Origin of the sequence: Paenibacillus sp. 79R4 (assembly GCF_013393165.1) — a bacterium.
In the GTDB taxonomy this organism is placed as follows: Bacteria; Bacillota; Bacilli; order Paenibacillales; family Paenibacillaceae; genus Fontibacillus.
This window is the reverse complement of record NZ_QJOT01000003.1, coordinates 1-21,175: the sequence shown is the minus strand read 5'-3', so window position 1 is coordinate 21,175 and position 21,175 is coordinate 1. Positions and strand designations below refer to the sequence as shown.

Below are 21,175 nucleotides of genomic sequence, written 5' to 3'. Positions count from 1 at the left end.
AGATGAAACATCCAGAACAATATCGGGGACGACAAGTTGTCGTCCTCGGTTTAGCAAAAAGCGGTGTGCAGGTTGCCAAGACCCTCCATCATTATGGAGCCATAGTTACAGTCAATGATAGGAAGACGCGAGAAGAAAGTCCCGAAGCTTCTGAACTGGAGGCTTTGGGAATTTCTGTTGTATGCGGAGGACATCCGGAAGGACTGATCTCTCCATCCGTGGAGCTTGTGGTGAAGAACCCGGGCATTCCATACAGCGCTCCGCCTGTTATTCAGGCGCTGGAGCTTGGTATCGATGTGGTAACTGAGGTAGAGGTAGCCTATCATCTTAGTCAAGCGCCGATCATCGGCATAACCGGTTCGAATGGGAAGACGACGACGACAACCTGGATCGGCAAGATGCTGGATGCCGCTGGGCTGCATCCGATTGTAGCGGGAAATATCGGCACTCCGCTCTGTGAAGCTGCCGAGCAGGCTGCGGCGGAGAATTGGCTGGTAGCTGAGCTTAGCAGCTTCCAGCTAAAGGGCACCGAGGACTTTAAGCCCAAGGTAGGTGTGCTGCTTAATGTGGCCGAGACGCATCTTGATTATCATGGCTCCATGGAGGATTATGTCGCTTCCAAGACGAAGCTGTTCGCTAATCAGACAGCGGATGACATCGCTGTCGTAAATTGGGATGACCCCGTCTGCCGCGAGCTGGTCCCTCACTTGAAGGCAAGATTGATTCCGTTCTCGATGACGGAGGAATTAAGAACGGAGGGGGTATTCGTTACGCCGTCTTATATTGCCGGAGTCGAGGATGAATTGGAGCGGACTGTAGTATACCGTGATAAGGAGGGCCATATCAGTCCGATCATTACCGTGGAAGAGATCGGCTTGCCCGGCCGCTTCAACGTGGAGGATGCGCTGGCTGCGATCGCCGCTTCCATTGCCGCTGGAGCGGAATCCGAGCGGCTTGCTGAGCCTTTGCGCACATTCAAAGGCGTAGAGCATCGGCTTGAATTTGTGGAAGTGAAGCATGGCGTAACCTATTACAATAACTCTAAAGCGACGAATGGCAAAGCGACGATCATGGCGCTTGGCGCCCTGAATAAACCGATCGTCTTGATCGCTGGCGGTCTTGACCGCGGTTCTGATTATATGGAACTGCTGTCATCCTTTGAGAAAAACGTAAAAGCGGTGGTCGCGCTTGGACAGACGAAGGAAAAAATCGCCAAGGTCGCACAGCTTGCAGGTCTAACCGATATCGTCATTGTCGATAATGTTGACAGTGCCGCCTCCACGCTGAGGAAGGCGATATCCGAGGCTGCAGAGCTTGCTGATCCTGGAGATATTGTCTTATTATCGCCAGCTTGCGCAAGCTGGGACATGTTCAGTTCCTATGAAGAGCGTGGACGCATTTTTAAAGAGGCGGTGCATACCCTTTAAGTAGGGGGGTGGAAAAGCCCCTACTTTCCTTAAAAAGGTGGCTGCCACGATGAATAAGAGCCGAAAGGCGCCGGATTTCTGGCTACTAGCCAGTATTTTATCCTTGCTGACGATCGGAATTGTAATGGTATATAGCGCGGGCTCTGTGCTCGGTTTTCATGATTACGGCGATTCCTTTTATTTTGTGAAGCGCCAGGCATTATTTGCTGTTCTTGGCCTGGTGGCCATGTTCTTTACGATGAACTTTGATTATCGCTTGTTGAAGAGGTATGCCAAAATAGGGCTGATCATCTGTTTCGCCCTGCTGGTCATCGTATTGATTCCGGGAATTGGCGTAGTCAGAGGCGGAGCAAGGAGCTGGTTAGGCATCAGCTCGTTTGGTATTCAGCCCTCTGAGTTTATGAAGCTGGGCATGATTCTCTTTCTGTCCTATTGGCTCAGTAAGGAGGATTATAGAATCACTCAGTTTGCGAGAGGCCTGTTGCCTCCGCTCGGCATTATTGGTTTGGCCTTTGGCATGATTATGCTGCAGCCGGATCTGGGCACCGGCACGGTAATGCTGGGAGCCTCGATGTTAATCGTATTTACGGCTGGCGCGAGAATCAAACATCTGGTCGGACTGGCAGCCGTAGGCGCTGTGGGTTTTGTAGGTCTTATTCTGGCCGCTCCTTACCGATTGGCGCGAATTACGGCATTCCTTGATCCATGGTCCGACCCTCTTGGAGCAGGCTATCAGATTATTCAGTCCCTGTACGCGATTGGTCCCGGCGGCCTGGCCGGCTTGGGGCTGGGGATGAGCAGACAGAAATACAGCTATGTTCCGGAGCCACAGACGGACTTTATTTTTTCAATCCTGGCGGAGGAACTTGGCTTCATCGGTGGACTGCTCGTTCTGATGTTGTTCCTGATTCTGATCTGGCGAGGCATGAGAGTCGCGATGACGATTGATGATACGTTTGGCAGTTTGCTAGCGGTCGGGATCGTTGGTATGGTAGGAGTGCAGGTTGTGATTAATATCGGTGTAGTAATCGGCCTTATGCCGGTTACAGGCATCACTTTGCCGCTGATAAGTTACGGTGGCTCATCGTTGACCTTAATGCTTACAGCCCTAGGCATTTTACTTAATTTATCCCGTTTTGCGAGGTGAAGGTATGCGCGTCGTATTAACCGGCGGTGGTACGGGAGGACATATCTACCCGGCACTTGCCGTTGCTAATCAATGTGCTCTTGAGGAGCCTAACTCTGAATTTCTATACATCGGCGGACAGAAAGGTTTGGAGAGTTCGATCGTGCCGAAGGCGGATATCGCTTTTAAGTCGATTGAGATCACAGGCTTTCGCCGTAAATTATCTTTTGAAAATGTGAAAACCGTCATGCGCTTCCTAAAAGGCGTTCAACAATCCAAGCAGATGCTGCGTGAGTTCAAACCGGATGTTGTGATCGGCACAGGTGGATATGTATGCGGTCCGGTCGTATATGCGGCCGCGAAGCTAGGCATTCCATCGATGATCCATGAGCAGAATGCAGTTCCGGGATTGACGAATCGCTTTTTGAGCAAGTATGTAGATACCGTAGCCGTAAGCTTCGAGGAATCAGTGTCCTTGTTCCCGGGAAGCAAGCATGTCATCTATACAGGAAATCCGCGTGCGACTACGGTCGTATCAGCGAATAAGAATAAGGGGTATGAATCATTGGGCGTGTCCAAGGACCGTCCAATTGTGGTGCTCGTGGGCGGAAGTCAAGGAGCGAGAGCCATCAATGAGGCGATGGTGCAAATGGCCGCAGAATTGAATAAATTGCCCGACATTACCTTCGTCTATGTAACAGGCAACAACTATTACGAACCAACGCTGAAATCGATTAAGGGCAAGCTGGGCAGTCTGCCTGGTAATTTATTGATTCTCCCTTATATTCACAATATGCCGGAGGTGCTTGCAGCAACCTCTCTGATCGTTAACCGGGCCGGAGCTTCCTTCCTGGCGGAGATTACTTCGCTTGGCTTACCTTCTATCCTGATTCCTTCGCCGAATGTGACGAACAACCATCAGGAGAAGAACGCCAGATCCCTGGAGAAAGCTGGGGCGGCCGAAGTGATCCTGGAGCCGGAGCTGACCGGCCAAGGATTGTTCGAAGGCATCAGGCGGATTATGAAGGATGCCAACTTGCATACGGCGATGTCTGCCGCATCACGCGGCCTTGGCAAGCCGGATTCGGCACAATTGATTGTGGCCGAGATGAAGAGGTTGTCAAGCAAACGGGCAAAGGCCTAGAAACGGACCCTTGCACGGAATGTAACAGCCATCCGAGACGAGCCTGTCAGCAGCGAACTGGGCGATTGTCACACTCTAGAGCAGAAAGGCATAAGATACCCTATACATCGTGACAATCGTTAGAAGAAAGTTCAAAAAGTCCACCTGCTATAGCCTTCTCGCTGCTGAAAAACGGACTTTTTTGAACACTCGCTTAATGCGACCGTACAGGAGGGAGCGTTCTTGGCAAGTTCAGCTTGGCTGCAGGCAGTGTCTGGTGTCCATGGCAATTCATACGCCTGGGACGAAAGGGTTGCCGATAAGGTCGGCCCATGTGCAGGATCAAAGGGGGACTATAGGATGCAGCAATGGCTCATGGAATTATCGCAGCTTGATGTCGGAGAGATCCTGCCGGACGAACCCATGTCCAGATATACGACATGGAAGATTGGCGGCCCAGCAGATGCCCTGATCATTCCTGAAAATGCAGAACAATTAGCCTGTCTTATGACCACACTGCACCAGCAGCAGATTCCCTGGATGATGATCGGCAAGGGCTCCAATATGCTTGTCTCTGATAAGGGCATCCGCGGCGCGGTGATCAAGCTCGGGAAGGAATTCGAAGAGATCCGGTTTAATGGCAATGAAGCCTGGGCCGGAGGCGGCGCTTCTTTCGTCCGATTGAGCATTATGGCAGGCAAGCAGGGCTTGACTGGTCTGGAATTCGCAGGAGGCATTCCCGGCACGGTGGGAGGAGCTGTCTACATGAACGCTGGCGCTCACGGGTCTGATTTGTCACGCATTTTCAAATCCGCTGAAATTGTTCTGGAGACAGGTGAATTGGTGACCTGCAATGCGGAGGATATGAGGTTCTCTTACCGCCATTCTAAACTGCAGGAGCAACCTGGCATTGTCATACGTGCCTGCCTTGAGCTTAAGGAAGGTGACCGTCTAGAAATTGCGGCCGCGATGGCTGCGTATAAAGACCGTCGCCGGAAGACCCAGCCGTTGCAGCAACCGTGCGCGGGCAGTGTATTCCGCAATCCGCCGGGTGATTATTCCGCTAGGCTGATTGAGGCGGCGGGATTAAAGGGACTGCGTGTAGGCGGGGCCGAAGTATCCAGGCTGCATGCCAATTTCATCATCAATACCGGGCAAGCAACAGCAGGGGACGTTCTTTCGCTTATGGAGCAGATTAAAGACACCATCGCCTCGAAATATGGGGTTCGATTGGTGCCTGAGGTATTCTTCGTGGGCGAACGGTAAACTCGGAGGTGATACATTGGACAAATTGGTGATCGAAGGCGGGAGGCCCTTGTCGGGATCCATACGTATCCATGGAGCGAAAAATGCCGCACTGCCTATAATGGCTGCCAGCCTGATGTGTGAGGGTCAGGTGCAGCTTCGCAATGTCCCTCGTCTGCTCGATATTGATGTGATGCTCGGCATACTGAGCCGACTGGGATGTGTAGCAGTTCAGCAAGGTGATACCGTTAACCTTGACACCAGTGGCGCCAATTCCAGCCATGTGCCGGAAGACTTGATGAAGCAAATGAGATCGTCTATTTTCCTCATGGGTCCTTTGCTGGCTCGATTCGGTGAGGTTTGCATCTATCAGCCCGGAGGGTGCGCGATTGGGGAAAGAAAGATAGATTTGCATTTACGGGGGCTTGCGGCGCTCGGAGCAAAAATTGAAGAGAATGATCATCAAATATGGTGCAGGGCCGCCAGGTTGATTGGCAATGATATTCATCTGGACTTCCCCAGCGTCGGGGCGACGGAGAATATTATGATGGCCGCAGCGCTTGCGGAAGGAACATCCGTCATTACCAATGCTGCACGAGAACCTGAAATTCAGGATCTGCAGCGCTTCTTGAATATGATGGGGGCTAACATTATCGGCGCCGGAACAGACACGATAACGATTCAGGGGGTTGCTTCCCTCGAGCCTTGCGAGTATGAGATTATCCCTGACCGGATTGTCGCAGGAACCGCGTTAATCGCGGCGGCGGCAACGCGGGGAAGCATAACGGTGACACACAGCAATCCTGCCCATTTAACATCACTAATTCATGTGCTGCGCCGCTCTGGTGTTCAAATAGGTGCAGACAATGATATAATATCCGTGAGCAGCAATGGAAGGCCCAAAGCGGTTGAGAAGATCACTACTTCTCCCTATCCTTCCTTTCCGACGGATCTTCAGTCACAGGTGATGGTGCTGCTGTCTCTTGCGGATGGACTTAGCCTGATGAAAGAGACGGTCTTCGAAGGCAGGCTCAGGCATGTCGATGAACTAGTGCGGATGGGAGCCGATATTTCGGTCGATCTGAATACGGCATTCATACGCGGTGTACCCAGATTATACGGAGCGACAGTGGAAGCGACCGATCTGCGAGCAGGTGCCGCATTGGTCATTGCCGGTCTTGCCGCACAGGGCAAGACGGTGGTGGAACAGATTCACCATATCGATCGTGGATACGAACACATTGAGCAGATGTTTGGGCGGCTGGGGGGCGTTATGCGCCGGGAAAATACCGCGCTGAAACAATTGGACCTAGCTTAATAGATTTGGTGCCTGGATTCCCCTCCTGTGGAGGGGATATAAGGCTTTGGTACTGAAAACGGGCCTTGTTGAACATGTCATTGAAAGTTGTCTGCATTTGGAAACCTTAGCTTATGGTAGTATCGCAATGATGTTTATACTAAGAATAGTATTTTACGGAGAAAGAAAATATGATATTAAAAGTAAATGTGCCTATTCTTAAAGAGCCGAGACCGAAAAAGAAAAGCAGCCGTAAAATTATGGTGATTCTCATTTTTTTGTTTATTGCCATCCTAAGCGTCCTTTTTTTTCGCTCCTCATTAAGTAAAATCTCGGACATCAAGTTTCAAGGCAATATATTTGCGACTGAGAAAGAGATGCTGAGTATCAGCGGCCTTGAGCTCGGTGCGCCTTTCTTCGGGACAAGCTCTGACAAGATTGAAGCAAGGCTGGCCGAGCTTCCGTCAATCGAGACGGCCACGGTTAAGAAGTCGTTCCCCGGAACTATAACAATCACGATCAAGGAGTACCCTCTGGCCGCCTATCAGTTAATTTCGGATGGCTCGCTCAAGGGCTTCCTGGCGAATGGGACTGTTATCGAGCTGAAGAATGGGACGATGCCGATGGAGAAGCCCATATTGACGGGGTGGAAGTCCGATGATCCTAATCTAGGCAAGCTATGCACGGCATTGGCGCAAATTCCGGACTCGCTGACTTCGGATATTTCCGAGATTACGCCCTCGCCAACACTGTCTTATCCTGACCGGATCAAGATTTATACCAGATCTCATTTTGAGGTGATATCGGCGATCTCGCTGCTGCCGGCCAAGGTTGAATATATGAATATGATTCTGGAAGTTCAGGACCCTGGGACATTAACAATGCTGGAGGCCGATTCCTATGTACCTTACAGCCAGGATGCAAGCCAGGACGGCAGTGAAAATGATACTACTCATCAGTGACGATCAATGGTAAAATACATTTTATGGACAAGTTTCCTTTCTCCTTCTTTTTTCTTTATGTTTTTGCATCATTGGCGATTGCGATAAGCCGCGTGTATAGTATTTGTATAGGCGGGTTTGCATTCGTCCTGCTTGTAAAACTTGGAGAACAAAAAATTTGTAGAAAAAAGAGGGAAAGGTTAACTGACGTTGAATTATTTAGAGAGTATATTTTTCATGCTATTATATTTATTTGGAAATAGGAGGTGCCAAGGGCTTGAGCAACAATGACATCATTGTTAGTTTGGACATCGGTACATCCAAAGTTCGTGCTATTATAGGGGAAATTAATAATGGATCCTTTAATATTATTGGGGTTGGATCTGCCGACTCGGAAGGTATTCGCAAAGGTGCGATTGTAGATATTGACCAGACCGTACAATCGATTCGCAGTGCTGTGGATCACGCGGAACGGATGGTAGGTATTCAAATATCAGAAGTATACGTCGGCATTTCGGGTAACCATATCGGACTCCAAACGAGCCATGGAGTAGTAGCCGTACAAAATGAAGACCGGGAAATCGGTGAGGAAGATATTGAGCGTGTTCTTAAGGCAGCGGAAGTGATTGCTCTGCCGCCGGAGCGGGAGATTATCGATGTAGTCGCCAAACAATATGTAGTTGACGGTCTGGAAGAAATTAAAGATCCACGTGGAATGATTGGCGTTCGCCTTGAGGTAGAAGCTACGATTATTACCGGTAGCAAGACAGCGATACATAATTTGCTTCGCTGTGTCGAGAAGGCGGGACTGAAAATTCACGATCTAGTATTGCTGTCCCTGGGGGCCGGTCAACTTGCTTTATCCAAAGACGAGAAAACGATGGGCTCTGTGCTGGTAGACATCGGTGCCGGGTCCACAACGATCGCTGTGTTTGAAGGCGGCACGATCGTTGCGACATCCACGCTTCCGATTGGGGGAGAATTTATAACAAATGATATTGCTTACGGACTCCGCACACTGACGGATCAGGCGGAGAAGGTTAAGCTGAAGTACGGTTGTGCCTCGATTGAAGATGCCGCGCCAGACATCACGTTTAAAGTAACGAGGATCGGCAGCAATGTGGACAAGGAATTCACACAGGAGGATCTTGCCGCGATCGCCGAGCCTAGGGTACAAGAAATTTTTCAATTAATTCGTGATGAAGTAAGGCGACTCGGATATAGCGATATGCCCGGAGGATACATTCTTACGGGTGGCACGTCATCGATGCCAGGCTTGCTAAAGGTTGCTCAGGACGAATTGTCGACCTCTGTGCGGATTGCTGTACCCGATTATATCGGTGTTCGGGATCCAGGCTTTACGGGTGGTGTCGGAATTCTCTATAAAGTCATCAAGAATATTCGCATTCGCAGCAATGCAAGCCCTAAGAAAGTTACAAACCGCACTAAACCTGTATCCGCGCAGGAAGCAACACGGAAGACAGGGATTATGGAACGTTTGAAAAACCTATTTAGTGAATTCATATAATTGGTTCAGAGGATTGGACGAGCCATCCATGCACAATGAGGGGGAGATGGAAGAGTATGTTAGAATTTGATTTTGAAATGGAGAGCTTGGCTCAAATTAAAGTCATCGGTGTAGGCGGCGGCGGCAGCAACGCTGTGAACCGAATGATCGAGAATGGAGTGCAGGGCGTAGAATTCATTACTGTGAATACGGACGCCCAAGCCTTGCATTTGGCTAAATCCGAGCATAAATTGCAGATTGGGGATAAGCTGACGCGTGGTCTTGGCGCTGGAGCCAACCCGGAAGTAGGCAAAAAGGCTGCGGAAGAATCCCGTGATTTGATTGCTAATACTTTGAAGGGCGCCGATATGGTGTTCGTTACAGCGGGGATGGGCGGAGGTACCGGTACTGGTGCAGCTCCTGTGATCGCTGAGATTGCCAAGGAGTGCGGCGCACTGACCGTTGGCGTCGTGACTCGTCCGTTTACCTTCGAAGGACGCAAGCGTTCCTCGCATGCTGAGACGGGAATCGAAGCTTTAAAAGAGAAGGTAGACACGCTGATCGTTATTCCAAACGACCGCCTTCTCGAGATCGTCGACAAGAAGACTCCAATGCTGGAAGCGTTCCGCGAGGCTGATAATGTATTGCGTCAAGCGGTACAGGGCATCTCTGACCTGATCGCTGTACCAGGCTTGATCAACCTTGACTTCGCTGACGTGAAGACGATTATGACGGAGCGTGGATCAGCGCTGATGGGGATCGGTCTGGCTACAGGCGAGAACCGTGCGGCTGAAGCTGCGCGCAAGGCGATTATGAGCCCGCTGCTGGAAACCTCAATCGAGGGCGCCCGTGGCGTTATTATGAATATTACAGGCGGTTCCAACCTGTCCCTGTATGAGGTTAATGAAGCGGCCGAGATCGTTATCTCTGCTTCAGATCCAGAAGTGAATATGATCTTTGGTGCTATTATCGATGAAAGCTTGAAGGAAGAGATTAAAGTAACGGTTATCGCAACAGGCTTCGAGAGCAAACCTGCTGCGAATCCGGGACGCGTGAATCCGGCCGGCAATGTCTCTGAGGTGCAGGAGAACCGTTCGAACAATGCGCTTCGTCCATTCGGACACCAGAACAACTCGGATCAATTGGATATTCCGACATTCCTTCGCAATCGCTCCCGCAAGGAGTAGCTAACCTGAATAATAAGTCTTCCCCAAAGACCTTATCCCTTTTTAAAGTGGATAGGGTCTTTTTTTATTTTCATTCTATAGATGTCGAACTAAAAAGATCAAGGTAAGAGTCAAAAGGCTTCGATATTCAATTAAGAAGAGAAGCTTTAATTATCGAAACTTGGTAACGTATATAAAACCGCCTCTTTTATTGCTGTGTCGCGGCAAAATCTAGCGGATCGATGGGCTCGACAAAATTAGTGCGAACTTTCATTCAATTTTAGACAGACTTCACAGATAGATGCCTATATACTGTTAACCATCTACGTGTTGGAGGTGCTCATTACAGCTTCTGAATGTACGTTATTGCACTGCACTTTCTGACTTATCTCATAGTGTCTAAAGCTACTTTTATGAACAACCTCTTCAAATAGGGAGCTCATAAAGGGCGGTCTTCAGATCGAAGCTTATTCTTTCAATTATGCGTTTTCCGGAACGCTTCAGCCGGATTGAGCTTGGGCCTGCAAGAGCTGACTTGATGAACTGCTTTAGTAGATGGGGAATGGGCAGGTGAAGGGGACTGGTTGTATACATCGATTTAATATTTTTGCTCAATCTGCTAATCGATGCGAGTCTGCTTCTCGTCACTGCCTGGATGAGAAAACAAAAAATCGTGTTCTGGCGGCTCGCGGCTTCGGCTGCATTTGGGGCTGCTTATGTCGTTATGATGTTCTTGCCGGAACTATCATTTCTCTATACCTTCCTGGTGAAGTTTCTATTCTCGGTCGTTATGTTATGGATTGCCTTCGGCTTCGTAAGCTTGCAATCCTATTTGCGAAATTTGGGGGCCTTCTACATGGTCAATTTCGCAGCAGCCGGGGGAATATTGGGAATTCACTATTTGCTGCAAAGCTATGGTGAGGTGTTCAATGGGATTTGGTACTCCGCTTCAGGGGGACTTAGCTTCTCGCTGAAGGTAGGAACGTTATTCATGATTATCGCCTTCATCGCGGTGTTGCTGTGGTTCCGAGGAGTGATGTCCGCTCGCCGCAGATTGGAACGGATCGATACCTGTCTAGCGGAAGTCGCTGTAAGAATTGATGATGTAACGATTCGTTGCACAGGGCTGATCGATACCGGCAACCAGCTTAATGACCCCTTTAGTCGTCTGCCGGTTATGGTGATGGAGACCTCGCTCTGGGAGCAATATTTGCCGGACACATCGGGCAGCAGATGGAGTATGGAGAATGCGGACAACCTTATTCTCACCTGGAGTGATGATGAAGCGTTCTTATGGCGTGATCGATTGCGTCTTATCCCTTATCGTGCAGTTGGCAAAGGGACACAGTTTATGATCGCATTGAAGCCCGATGAAGTCTGTGTGATTACAGAGGGGAACAAGGTTATAACGACCCGGGTTCTTATTGGTCTGGACGGAGGAGTTCTATCTTCCGACGGGGTGTACCGGGCGATCATTCATCCGGCACTAACGGAAGGCAAGGAAAGCGGTGAAAGTCCGGTTAAGGCGGCAGGGCCGGATGATAGGAGGACGAATTCTGCCGGCTAAAACAGGAACGGTACATGGGAGGATCAGGAACATGCGTGTAAAGTGGAAGTTGATCTTGCAGCTGCAGTACTATCGGATGTTATTTATACTAGGACTCAAGAGTGAAGAAATCTATTACATCGGTGGAAGCGAAGCTCTGCCACCTCCATTGACGCGTGAGGAAGAGGAGTACTTATTGGAACGTCTCCCTTCAGGGGATTCGGCGATTAGATCGATGCTGATCGAACGCAACCTGCGGCTTGTTGTCTATATTGCCAGAAAGTTTGAGAATACAGGTATTAACATTGAAGATCTTGTCTCGATCGGGGCGATTGGATTAATCAAAGCGGTCAATACGTTTGATCCAGAGAAGAAGATAAAGCTAGCTACCTATGCCTCTCGCTGTATTGAGAATGAAATATTAATGTATTTGCGCCGCAATAGCAAGATCCGTACGGAGGTGTCTTTCGATGAACCGCTGAATATCGACTGGGACGGCAACGAGCTGCTCTTGTCGGATGTGCTCGGTACGGAGAATGATACGATCTATCGAAACATCGAAGAGCAGGTAGACCGCAAGCTGCTTCATAAGGCGCTTGATAAACTGAGCGACCGGGAGAGGATGATTATGGAGCTGAGATTTGGTCTGGTAGATGGCGATGAGAAGACGCAGAAGGATGTTGCTGATCTTTTGGGCATCTCCCAGTCCTATATTTCGAGGCTGGAGAAGCGCATTATTAAGCGGCTGCGTAAGGAATTTAACAAAATGGTATAGCTCAAAGGGGGCATCCCGAGGTTAAGCTTCTCCTTCCGGAGGAGGAATAAAAATACAGTCCAAGGAGATACTTATCATTAATGTTTCTCCTTGGGAGGTAAGACACGATGACCCGTAACAAAGTCGAGATTTGCGGTGTGGATACCGCAAAATTGCCCGTTCTAACCAACGCGGAAATGCGTGAATTGTTCCACTCTTTACAGCAGGATCACGTAAGATCAGCCAGAGAAAAGTTAGTGAATGGCAACCTCAGACTCGTGCTGAGTGTCATCCAGCGTTTCAACAATCGGGGGGAGTATGTAGACGATCTGTTTCAAGTCGGCTGCATCGGACTTATGAAAGCCATCGATAATTTTGATTTATCGCAGAACGTCAAATTCTCAACCTATGCTGTGCCGATGATTATCGGTGAGATTCGCCGCTATCTGCGCGACAACAATCCGATCCGTGTATCGCGCAGCCTGCGTGACATCGCCTACAAGGCGCTGCAGATGCGGGATAGCCTAACGAACCAGAATTCACGTGAACCGACGATATTTGAAATATCCGAAGCACTCGGATTACCTAAGGAAGATGTTGTGTTTGCACTTGATGCGATTCAGGACCCCGTCTCATTGTTCGAGCCCATCTATCATGATGGGGGCGACCCGATCTATGTGATGGACCAGATTAGCGACGATCGGAACAAGGATGTATCATGGATTGAGGAGATCGCCCTGCGCGAAGCGATGCAGCGGCTAGGCAATCGCGAGAAGATGATTCTGTCGATGCGCTTCTTTGAAGGCAAGACACAGATGGAGGTAGCTGATGAGATCGGAATCTCACAGGCCCAAGTATCGAGACTGGAGAAATCCGCCATCTTACAAATGCAGAAGCATGTAAAGTCTTAACTTATGTAATAAGACCCCTGTTGTACAAGGGGTCTTTTCTATTTTGCGGCTTGTACATCATTATGGGCAGTGCTTTTCTGCACGTCCGGCTCATATGATATAGGAGCGAGAGGCTGTGGCGAGGGGGCGCAGGCAGTATGGAAAATGTAGTGAGGGCGAGTATGAAGATCTCCGACTTTCAGACGAAGGAAGTTATCAATGTGATTGACGGGAAGAGACTGGGTCATATTAGTGACCTGGAGCTTGATCTTCGCCAGGGGATCATTGAGGCGATCGTAATCCCTGTTAACACGAAGTTCATGGGCATATTCGGAGGAGGCGCCGATCTTGTTATTCCATGGAAGAACATCGTCAAGATCGGGGCGGATGTCGTATTGGTGAAAATGGATGAATTGCGAGAGCCTAAAGTTCAACAGCAGTATGAGACAACCGTCTATATCGAACGGGACGGAAGAGCCGAGCGCCGCAGCTAACCGCTGCGGCTTTGTTTTGAGCCGGGGAGTGTCTAATTATGTTACACTGTAATAGTCTAATAGTGTGCGTGTATCAAAAAGCCGGTTTTCAGCACCGAGAAGGTTGGATAAAGCCAGGGGCAGAGGAACGGAGCGTACGTAGTTTGTACGAGAGTACCGGAAGGCCCGGCTGAATTCAAGATTCGATGTCGAATAAGCTATCGGCATTACATCGAGATCAAAGGCGGTTTTTTGAATAACCTCTAAATATGGGTATGAGATGAGTGAGGGGATGAATGATGGAACCATATATCAGCAACGATAATGGACAACAACCCGAGAGATACGAGCTGCATTCCTGGCAGCTCAGGATGCCCGATTTGAGCGCGGGCTTTAGCGGAAGACACGGCGGGGTAAGTAAAGCCCCTTATGATAGTCTTAATTTGGCCCTTCACGTTAATGACGATCCGGAGGCGGTCCTGCAGAACCGGAGCTTACTTGCCGAATCGCTTGGATTTGAAGCGGAGTCTTGGACCTGTGGGCAGCAGGTGCATGGGAATCGAGTGGCTGTGGTGCGCGCAGACGATCGTGGGAAGGGCTATCGAGACCTGGCAGGTGCCTTGCAGGATTGTGACGGACTCGTTACAAATGTCCCAGGAATTCTTTTGACGTCTTTTTATGCAGACTGTGTTCCGCTATATTTTATCGATCCCGTCAAGCGGGCTGTGGCGCTTGCCCATGCAGGCTGGAAGGGAACGGTATTGCGTATTGCTGAAGCCGTGATCGGCACGATGAAGAGTGAGTTCGGCTCTGCTGTGAACGATATTCATGCGGCTATTGGTCCCAGCATTGGGGAATGCTGTTACGAGGTTGATGACGTGGTAATGGCCAGGGTCAGGGAGACGCTTGGAGAGATCGGGGCGTCCGGATTGATTACAGATGTGGCCCATACATCACAAAATGAAGGAAAGTTCATGCTGAACTTGAAAGAATTGAATCGAATCATTATGATAAAAGCAGGAATATTGCCGACTCATATCGAATGTACATCATGGTGTACGAGCTGTCATCATGATAAATTCTTTTCTTATCGCAAGGATCAAGGGATAACGGGGAGAATGGCGAGTTGGATTGGCATGAAAGAGAGGTGATCCTTTCTTGTCACTTCAAGATCGGATACAGCATGTAGAAGAACGCATCAAAGCGGCCTGCGACCGCAGTGGACACAACCGCAACGACGTAAATATCGTCGCCGTAACCAAATATGTGTCAGTTGAGATGACACAAACCGTGCTTGACCATGGGATTCTCCATATTGGAGAGAATCGTCCGCAGAATGCGATCCCCAAATGGGAAGCCCTGCAAGGCCGGGGAACATGGCATTTTATCGGCCACCTGCAAAGCAGAAAGGTTAAGGATGTCGTAGGCAAATTTAAATATATCCATTCTTTGGACCGGATTTCGCTGGCAGAGGAAGTGGACAAGCGGGCGGCAGCAAGCGGCATAGAAGTGCTCGCTTTTGTACAAGTGAATGTATCAGGAGAATCTACTAAGCAAGGGCTTGAACCTGGCGAGGTCGAGGCTTTTCTGCAGGAAATGGAAAGATATCCTCACATTAAGGTCATCGGGCTTATGACGATGGCTCCTGTTGAGGAAGATCCGGAACTGACCCGGCCCGTATTTCGCAGGCTTCGTGAATTGCGCGATGAGCTTAATACTAAGAAGGTTACACGTGAGCCGATGACTGAACTATCGATGGGAATGTCAGGTGATTTTGAAATAGCGATTGAAGAGGGAGCAACCTGGGTACGCCTCGGTACTATTTTAGTGGGGAAAGGGGAGGAAGAATAATGGGAGTTATGAATCGATTTATGAATTTCTTAGGACTCCAGGAAGAAGAAGAAATTGTGGAACGCGAAGGAATTTCTCAGTTGGAAGAGCCTGAGTATGAAACCCCCAGCTTTGAAACCCGTAAGAATCAGAGAGGAAATAACGTGGTTAGCATCCATTCGCAAAAAAATGTGAAAATGGTACTGTATGAACCAAGATCTTATGACGAAGCGCAGGAAATTGCCGATCATTTGCGGTCTCACCGCTCTGTCGTTGTTAATTTGCAGCGCGTCCGTAACGATCAGGCCATGCGGATCATCGATTTTCTCAGTGGTACCATCTATGCCTTGAGCGGCAGTATTTCAAAGATAGGCGGCAATATTTTCTTGTGTACGCCAGATACTGTTGAAATTCAGGGAGCGATTACTGAGATACTATCTGAGGAAATAGACTATAACAGAATAACGAGGTGATGACAGCTTGTCTTCAGTAGCAATCAATAACGTTGTATGGATAGCGTATAATATTTATTTCACTATGATTTTTGTGTACATTTTGATGTCCTGGCTTCCTAATGCTCGTGATAGCTTTATCGGTGAATTGCTGGGGAAATTAGTAGAGCCGTTCCTGGCTCCTTTCCGCAGATTTATTCCCCCGATTATGGGGATGATTGATATTTCCCCGATTGTTGCCTTGTTTGTGCTTCGTCTGGCGGCCGTAGGACTAACCAGTGTACTCAACTATGTGTTCGTTGGGTAGTGGCGCCAATGAAGATCGAAGTTTATGAGCATTTCAAGCCAGAGGAGCGCCAATTTGTCGATCGCGCCTCCGAATGGGTCGTTAATGCCGGGGAATACCATGAAGTCAAGCTGACTGACTTTTTGGATCCGCGGCAATGTTTTATATTGGAGTCATTGGCCAATCGCCATCCGGATGTCGCTGTGCGGATAGATGGCGGCTATGAAGGCGCGGAGAGGTGCCGCGCCTTCATAGCTCCGGATTATAGGGAGCTGGAGCATGAGCCAATGAAGATGAAGGTGCTTAACATCACTTCAGGCGATCAGAAATTTATAACCCTGCAGCATGGTGATTACCTGGGCGCTATCCTTGGTCTGGGACTTAAACGGGATAAAATCGGGGATATCCAGGTGCATGAAGACGGCTGTCAGGTCGTCGTAACGGAAGAGATCGTCGACTATCTTGATCTTCATTTGCGCCAGGTGCACCGGATTGGAGTTATGACTGAAGTGATGGATCTGTCAGCGCTAAAGCCCGTGAATGCTGAACTGCAGGAGATGGATCTGACCGTTGCTTCATTGCGTCTCGATGGAATCGTCAGTGATGTATTTCGTTTGAGCCGCAGTAAAATACTGGTGCCCATCAAGGCTGGCCGCTGCCGGGTGAACTGGAAGACCGAGGAGGATCCTTCGGCTCCTTTAAAGGCCGGCGATATTGTCGCGCTGCAAGGATTTGGCCGTTTCAAAGTATTGGAGGCAGACGGAGTGACAAAAAAAGGCAGACTTCGTGTGAAAATTGGCAAATTTGTGTGACTCGCTAGCAGGAGATCGGGGATTGTTGTCGAAATTGTCTAAACCCAGAAAATGATTTGTCCGATTGTATATTATATAAAGCAAGCGTCTTTCCGAAGAGGAAGGGATCGAATTCTATAGGAGGTGCGGTTATGCCATTAACACCGCTGGATATACATAACAAGGAGTTTTCCAGACGGATTCGCGGTTATGATGAGGATGAAGTTAATGAATTTCTGGATCAGGTCATTAAAGATTATGAAATTGTAATTAGAGAGAATAAAGAGCTTCACAACCAGCTGCTCTCGATGCAAGATAAGCTTAATCATTTTGCCAACATCGAGGAGACGCTGAGCAAGACGATTATCGTCGCTCAGGAAGCGGCCGATGAAGTGAAGAATAATGCCAAGAAGGAATCGCAGCTTATCGTGAAGGAAGCGGAGAAGAACGCTGACCGGATCGTGAATGAAGCATTGGCGAAGTCTCGCAGGATCGCAATGGAAGTAGAAGAGCTGAAGAAGCAGGCCTCCATCTATCGGGCAAGATTCCGCACTCTGGTAGAAGCTCAACTCGATCTGTTAAGCGGGGATGGTTGGGATACGTTAGAGACTCGCGAGCTGGAACGTTCATATGAAGGTGAACGGGAGCGAGAGCGTGAACGTGAAGCCAAGGAAATCTACTAGGAGTCGTTCAGTTGAATCTGCGTATTCTGTATGCCTGGCAGGTTGACATCCGAATGACAATAAGTTATATATAATATCATATTGTGCAGCTGCTGCACACCAATTGAATCAGACATTTGATGATGGGAACAAGTACGTTGCGTATTTGATCTGCAGAGAGTTGGCGTAGGCTGAGAGCCAATGTTCAGGACGCAGGCGGAATATCCTCCCGGAGAAGCAGGGCTGAAGTAGAATTTTAGAAAGTAAGCCTTTGCCGGCGGTCGGCCGTTATACCGAACCCATATGCATGTATGGAGCTGAGTGTCATAGGCCCGGGCGCAGGAAGGAATTCGTGCGAACGTTGGCATTATGGAACAAGGGTGGTAACGCGAGATAGAGTCTCGTCCCTTTTTGGGGCGGGGCTTTTTTTTATTTTCCATGAAGAAGGGAAGAAAGATTACGATGCAAAAAGTAGATGTCAAAGAAGGAGCGCGCAATCGCGATTTGCGCATCTTGAATAAGTGGACGAAGGAGGATACGTTCAAGCGAAGTATCGAAAATCGTGCTGACCGCCCAAACTATGTTTTGTTCGAGGGGCCTCCCACCGCAAATGGACTGCCGCATATTGGTCATGTGCTCGGACGGGTTATCAAGGACTTTATCGGCAGATATCAGACGATGAAGGGATACCGCGTCGTTCGTAAAGCGGGCTGGGATACACACGGACTGCCGGTCGAGCTTGGCGTGGAGAAGGAGCTTGGCATTTCCGGCAAGCAGGAGATCGAAAATTATGGTGTCGAGGAATTTGTGAAGAAATGTAAGGATAGCGTGTTCGGCTATGAGAAGCAATGGCGCGAATTTACCGAAGCTATCGCTTATTGGACCGATCTGGATCATCCATACATTACGCTGGAAAATAACTATATCGAGAGCGTGTGGAATATCCTGGCCACGATTCACGAGAAAGGCTTGCTCTACCGGGGACATCGCGTCAGCCCTTATTGCCCTTGCTGTCAGACGACACTGAGCTCCCATGAAGTGGCCCAAGGCTATGAGGATGTAAAGGATCTGAGCGCCACAGCCAAATTCAAGCTGGATGACAGTGGTGATTATGTGCTCGCTTGGACGACAACGCCATGGACTTTGCCAGCACATGTTGCTCTGGCGGTGAATCCCGAGATGGAATATGTACGGGTGCAGCAGGAGGATGGAGTATATATTGTTGCCAAGAACCTCGTAGAGAAAGTCATGAAAGGCGACTACAGTATTGTATCAAGCCTTAAGGGAAGCGATTTGGTGGGAAAAACCTATACACCGCCATTCTCTTATATTCAGGCTGACAAAATCAATGTCATCGTCGGTGCTTCTTATGTTACCGATACTAGCGGTACAGGTATCGTCCACATGGCTCCCGCTCACGGTGAGGATGACTATCGGACCTGCCGTGAGAACGGTATTAGCTTCGTTAGTGTAGTGAACGGTCAGGGACGTTACACAGATACCGTGAGCGATTTCGCCGGACGCTTCGTTAAGGATTGTGATCTGGATATCGTCAAAACCCTGTCAGAGAAAGGGCTGCTCTACAGCAAGGAGAAGTATGAGCACAGCTACCCGTTCTGCTGGCGCTGTAAATCCCCATTGCTCTATTATGCGATGGAGAGCTGGTTCATTGAGACGACCGCGGTCAAAGATCAGCTGATCGCTAATAACAACACGGTGCAATGGTATCCTGAGCATATCCGTGACGGGCGCTTCGGCAAATTCCTCGAGGAATTGGTCGATTGGAATATCAGCCGCAACCGTTATTGGGGAACGCCGCTGAATGTTTGGGTCTGCCCGGATTGTGGCGGTCAATTTGCTCCGCATAGTCTTGCTGAACTGCGTGCTCATGCCGTGGGGCAAGTTAGCGAGAACCTGGAGCTTCATAAGCCATATGTGGATGAAGTGAAGGTAAGCTGCCCGCATTGTCAAGGCGGCGTTATGGAACGGACATCGGAAGTTATTGACGTTTGGTTCGACAGCGGCTCCATGCCATTTGCCCAGCATCATTATCCGTTTGAAAATGAGGAGACTTTCGCCAGCCAATTCCCGGCGGATATGATCTGTGAAGGCATTGACCAGACGCGTGGCTGGTTCTACAGCCTGTTGGCCGTGTCGACCCTGTTCACCGGCAAAGCGCCGTATAAATCAGTCATCGCTACAGGGCTTGTCCTTGATGAAAATGGCTTGAAGATGTCGAAATCGAAGGGGAATGTGATTAATCCTTGGGAGATCATTAATGAGCTGGGGACAGATGCTTTCCGCTGGTCGCTGCTGTCCGATAGCGCACCATGGAATAATAAGCGCTTCTCCAAAGGGATTGTAGCCGAAGCCAAGTCCAAAGTGGTGGATACGCTTGTTAATACCCATGCATTCCTGACTCTTTATGCCGGTATTGATGGATACAAGCCGGAGGAGCATCTTTACCGTCCGTCCAGCAACAAGCTGGATCGCTGGGTTCTGTCCAGATTGAACAGCTTGATTCGTCTCGTGGACAAAGGGGTTGCCGTTAACGATTTTGTGAATACGTCAAAAGCGATTGAAAACTTCATCGATGAGCTTAGCAACTGGTATATCCGCCGCTCGCGCGATCGCTTCTGGGGCAGCGGACTCGGGGAAGACAAATTGTCGGCTTATCAGACTTTGACTCATGTGCTGTTGACCTTGTCCAAGCTGATGGCTCCATTCACACCGATGCTGGCTGAGGACATCTTCACAAATCTGGGCGGTGGAGAGAGCGTGCATCTTGCTGATTATCCAGCTTGTGACGAAGCGATGATCGATGAGGCGCTGGAGCAGGATATGGAGACCGCGCGGCAGATCGTCGAGTTGGCACGTAACGTCCGCAATGAGACGGGGATCAAGACGCGTCAACCGCTTTCTAGCTTGATTGTTTCTATAAATCGTGATTTCGCGCTTGCCGAGTACGAAGAGATCATCAAAGATGAGATCAATGTGAAGCAGATCGAAGTTGAGCATAGCGACAGCGGATTTGTTGACTTTACACTTAAGATGAATCTCCGCGTTGCCGGCAAGAAATATGGCAAGAACATCGGCTTCCTGCAGAATCATCTTAAGAATCTGGCTGCTGATCAGACGCGTCAGATCGTTACGGATGGTTATATGAATATTACTTCTCCTGAAGGTGAGGAGCTTCATATTACTTCCGAGGAATTGCTTGTCGAGAAGCAAGCGAAATCAGGTTTTGCTTCTGCATCAGGCTATGGGTTGACCGTAGCGCTAAACACGGACATTACTGCAGAACTTGAGCAAGAGGGATGGGTACGCGAGGTTGTACGTGCTGTTCAGGATACACGGAAGAAGCTGGACCTGCCGATTGAGAAGAGAGTTCATTTGACGCTGGATGTGGATGATGAGCTGAAGGCAGCGATCGTCGCTTTTGAACATGTGCTTCGTGGGAATGTATTGATCACCGATGTGTCGTTCGGCAAGCCGGCGGGGTCGGAGACGATTGAACTGGGTACGAAGACCATCGGAGTTCACATCGAATCCTAAAATTCCAAAGGCGGAATTTTGAACTTCCTAGTTCAATAAAGGTTCAAACATTCCGGTTTTCAGCACCGAGAAGGTTGGATGAAGCTAGGGGTAGAGGAGCGGAG

General features: G+C 49.2%; 19 protein-coding genes and 1 other annotated feature. All 19 genes read left to right on the top strand.

The features are described from left to right. The first annotated feature begins 2 nt into the window (after positions 1 to 2). The 19 genes from murD (at position 3) to ileS (ending at position 21,071) form a co-directional block, all read left to right on the top strand. Positions 3 to 1,427 carry a UDP-N-acetylmuramoyl-L-alanine--D-glutamate ligase gene (murD, locus tag DMN77_RS04210; protein WP_179013695.1) on the top strand — a complete coding sequence of 475 codons (1,425 nt, stop codon included), beginning with the start codon at positions 3 to 5 and terminating at the stop codon, positions 1,425 to 1,427. A gap of 49 nt (positions 1,428 to 1,476) precedes the next feature. Continuing rightward, on the top strand, positions 1,477 to 2,574 hold the full coding sequence (gene spoVE, locus DMN77_RS04205) for a stage V sporulation protein E (RefSeq protein WP_068782047.1): 1,098 nt from the start codon (positions 1,477 to 1,479) through the stop codon (positions 2,572 to 2,574). 4 nt (positions 2,575 to 2,578) lie between these two features. Then, on the top strand, positions 2,579 to 3,697 hold the full coding sequence (gene murG / locus DMN77_RS04200) for an undecaprenyldiphospho-muramoylpentapeptide beta-N-acetylglucosaminyltransferase (RefSeq protein ID WP_068782046.1): 1,119 nt from the start codon (positions 2,579 to 2,581) through the stop codon (positions 3,695 to 3,697). A gap of 339 nt (positions 3,698 to 4,036) precedes the next feature. Further along, positions 4,037 to 4,942 (top strand): UDP-N-acetylmuramate dehydrogenase, encoded by a 906-nt coding sequence (gene murB / locus DMN77_RS04195; RefSeq protein WP_068782522.1) that lies wholly within the window; start codon positions 4,037 to 4,039, stop codon positions 4,940 to 4,942. A 16-nt stretch (positions 4,943 to 4,958) separates the two neighbouring features. Then, positions 4,959 to 6,239, top strand: coding sequence for a UDP-N-acetylglucosamine 1-carboxyvinyltransferase (gene murA / locus DMN77_RS04190; protein ID WP_068782045.1), 1,281 nt, complete (start codon positions 4,959 to 4,961; stop codon positions 6,237 to 6,239). A gap of 173 nt (positions 6,240 to 6,412) precedes the next feature. After that, the gene (locus DMN77_RS04185; protein WP_372775448.1) at positions 6,413 to 7,180 is read left to right on the top strand and encodes a cell division protein FtsQ/DivIB; all 768 of its coding nucleotides are present in this window, start codon (positions 6,413 to 6,415) and stop codon (positions 7,178 to 7,180) included. A 256-nt stretch (positions 7,181 to 7,436) separates the two neighbouring features. Further along, entirely contained in the window at positions 7,437 to 8,687 is a 1,251-nt protein-coding gene (gene ftsA, locus DMN77_RS04180) for a cell division protein FtsA (protein WP_068782042.1), read from the top strand. Positions 8,688 to 8,743: 56 nt separating this feature from the next. Next, a complete protein-coding gene (ftsZ, locus tag DMN77_RS04175) occupies positions 8,744 to 9,853 on the top strand; it encodes a cell division protein FtsZ (protein WP_068782041.1) in 1,110 nt (369 codons plus the stop codon). 559 nt (positions 9,854 to 10,412) lie between these two features. After that, entirely contained in the window at positions 10,413 to 11,399 is a 987-nt protein-coding gene (gene spoIIGA, locus DMN77_RS04170; RefSeq protein ID WP_179013957.1) for a sigma-E processing peptidase SpoIIGA, read from the top strand. Between the two features lie 31 nt (positions 11,400 to 11,430). Then, a complete protein-coding gene (gene sigE, locus DMN77_RS04165) occupies positions 11,431 to 12,153 on the top strand; it encodes an RNA polymerase sporulation sigma factor SigE (protein WP_068782039.1) in 723 nt (240 codons plus the stop codon). A 107-nt stretch (positions 12,154 to 12,260) separates the two neighbouring features. Then, the gene (gene sigG, locus DMN77_RS04160) at positions 12,261 to 13,043 is read left to right on the top strand and encodes an RNA polymerase sporulation sigma factor SigG (RefSeq protein WP_068782038.1); all 783 of its coding nucleotides are present in this window, start codon (positions 12,261 to 12,263) and stop codon (positions 13,041 to 13,043) included. Between the two features lie 137 nt (positions 13,044 to 13,180). Next, positions 13,181 to 13,516, top strand: coding sequence for a YlmC/YmxH family sporulation protein (locus tag DMN77_RS04155; protein ID WP_068782037.1), 336 nt, complete (start codon positions 13,181 to 13,183; stop codon positions 13,514 to 13,516). 278 nt (positions 13,517 to 13,794) lie between these two features. After that, a complete protein-coding gene (pgeF, locus tag DMN77_RS04150; protein ID WP_068782036.1) occupies positions 13,795 to 14,646 on the top strand; it encodes a peptidoglycan editing factor PgeF in 852 nt (283 codons plus the stop codon). A gap of 7 nt (positions 14,647 to 14,653) precedes the next feature. Next, a complete protein-coding gene (locus DMN77_RS04145) occupies positions 14,654 to 15,346 on the top strand; it encodes a YggS family pyridoxal phosphate-dependent enzyme (protein ID WP_068782035.1) in 693 nt (230 codons plus the stop codon). Then, positions 15,346 to 15,798 carry a cell division protein SepF gene (locus DMN77_RS04140; RefSeq protein ID WP_068782034.1) on the top strand — a complete coding sequence of 151 codons (453 nt, stop codon included), beginning with the start codon at positions 15,346 to 15,348 and terminating at the stop codon, positions 15,796 to 15,798. The genes DMN77_RS04145 and DMN77_RS04140 overlap by 1 nt, the downstream gene beginning before the upstream one ends. A 7-nt stretch (positions 15,799 to 15,805) precedes the next feature. Continuing rightward, positions 15,806 to 16,084, top strand: coding sequence for a YggT family protein (locus tag DMN77_RS04135; RefSeq protein WP_082790169.1), 279 nt, complete (start codon positions 15,806 to 15,808; stop codon positions 16,082 to 16,084). 8 nt (positions 16,085 to 16,092) lie between these two features. Beyond that, the gene (locus tag DMN77_RS04130; RefSeq protein ID WP_179013693.1) at positions 16,093 to 16,875 is read left to right on the top strand and encodes a YlmH family RNA-binding protein; all 783 of its coding nucleotides are present in this window, start codon (positions 16,093 to 16,095) and stop codon (positions 16,873 to 16,875) included. 131 nt (positions 16,876 to 17,006) lie between these two features. Beyond that, positions 17,007 to 17,537 carry a DivIVA domain-containing protein gene (locus tag DMN77_RS04125; protein ID WP_179013692.1) on the top strand — a complete coding sequence of 177 codons (531 nt, stop codon included), beginning with the start codon at positions 17,007 to 17,009 and terminating at the stop codon, positions 17,535 to 17,537. A gap of 110 nt (positions 17,538 to 17,647) precedes the next feature. Then, positions 17,648 to 17,928, top strand: a binding site (T-box leader). Between the two features lie 50 nt (positions 17,929 to 17,978). Continuing rightward, on the top strand, positions 17,979 to 21,071 hold the full coding sequence (gene ileS / locus DMN77_RS04120) for an isoleucine--tRNA ligase (protein ID WP_179013690.1): 3,093 nt from the start codon (positions 17,979 to 17,981) through the stop codon (positions 21,069 to 21,071). Positions 21,072 to 21,175 lie beyond the last annotated feature (104 nt).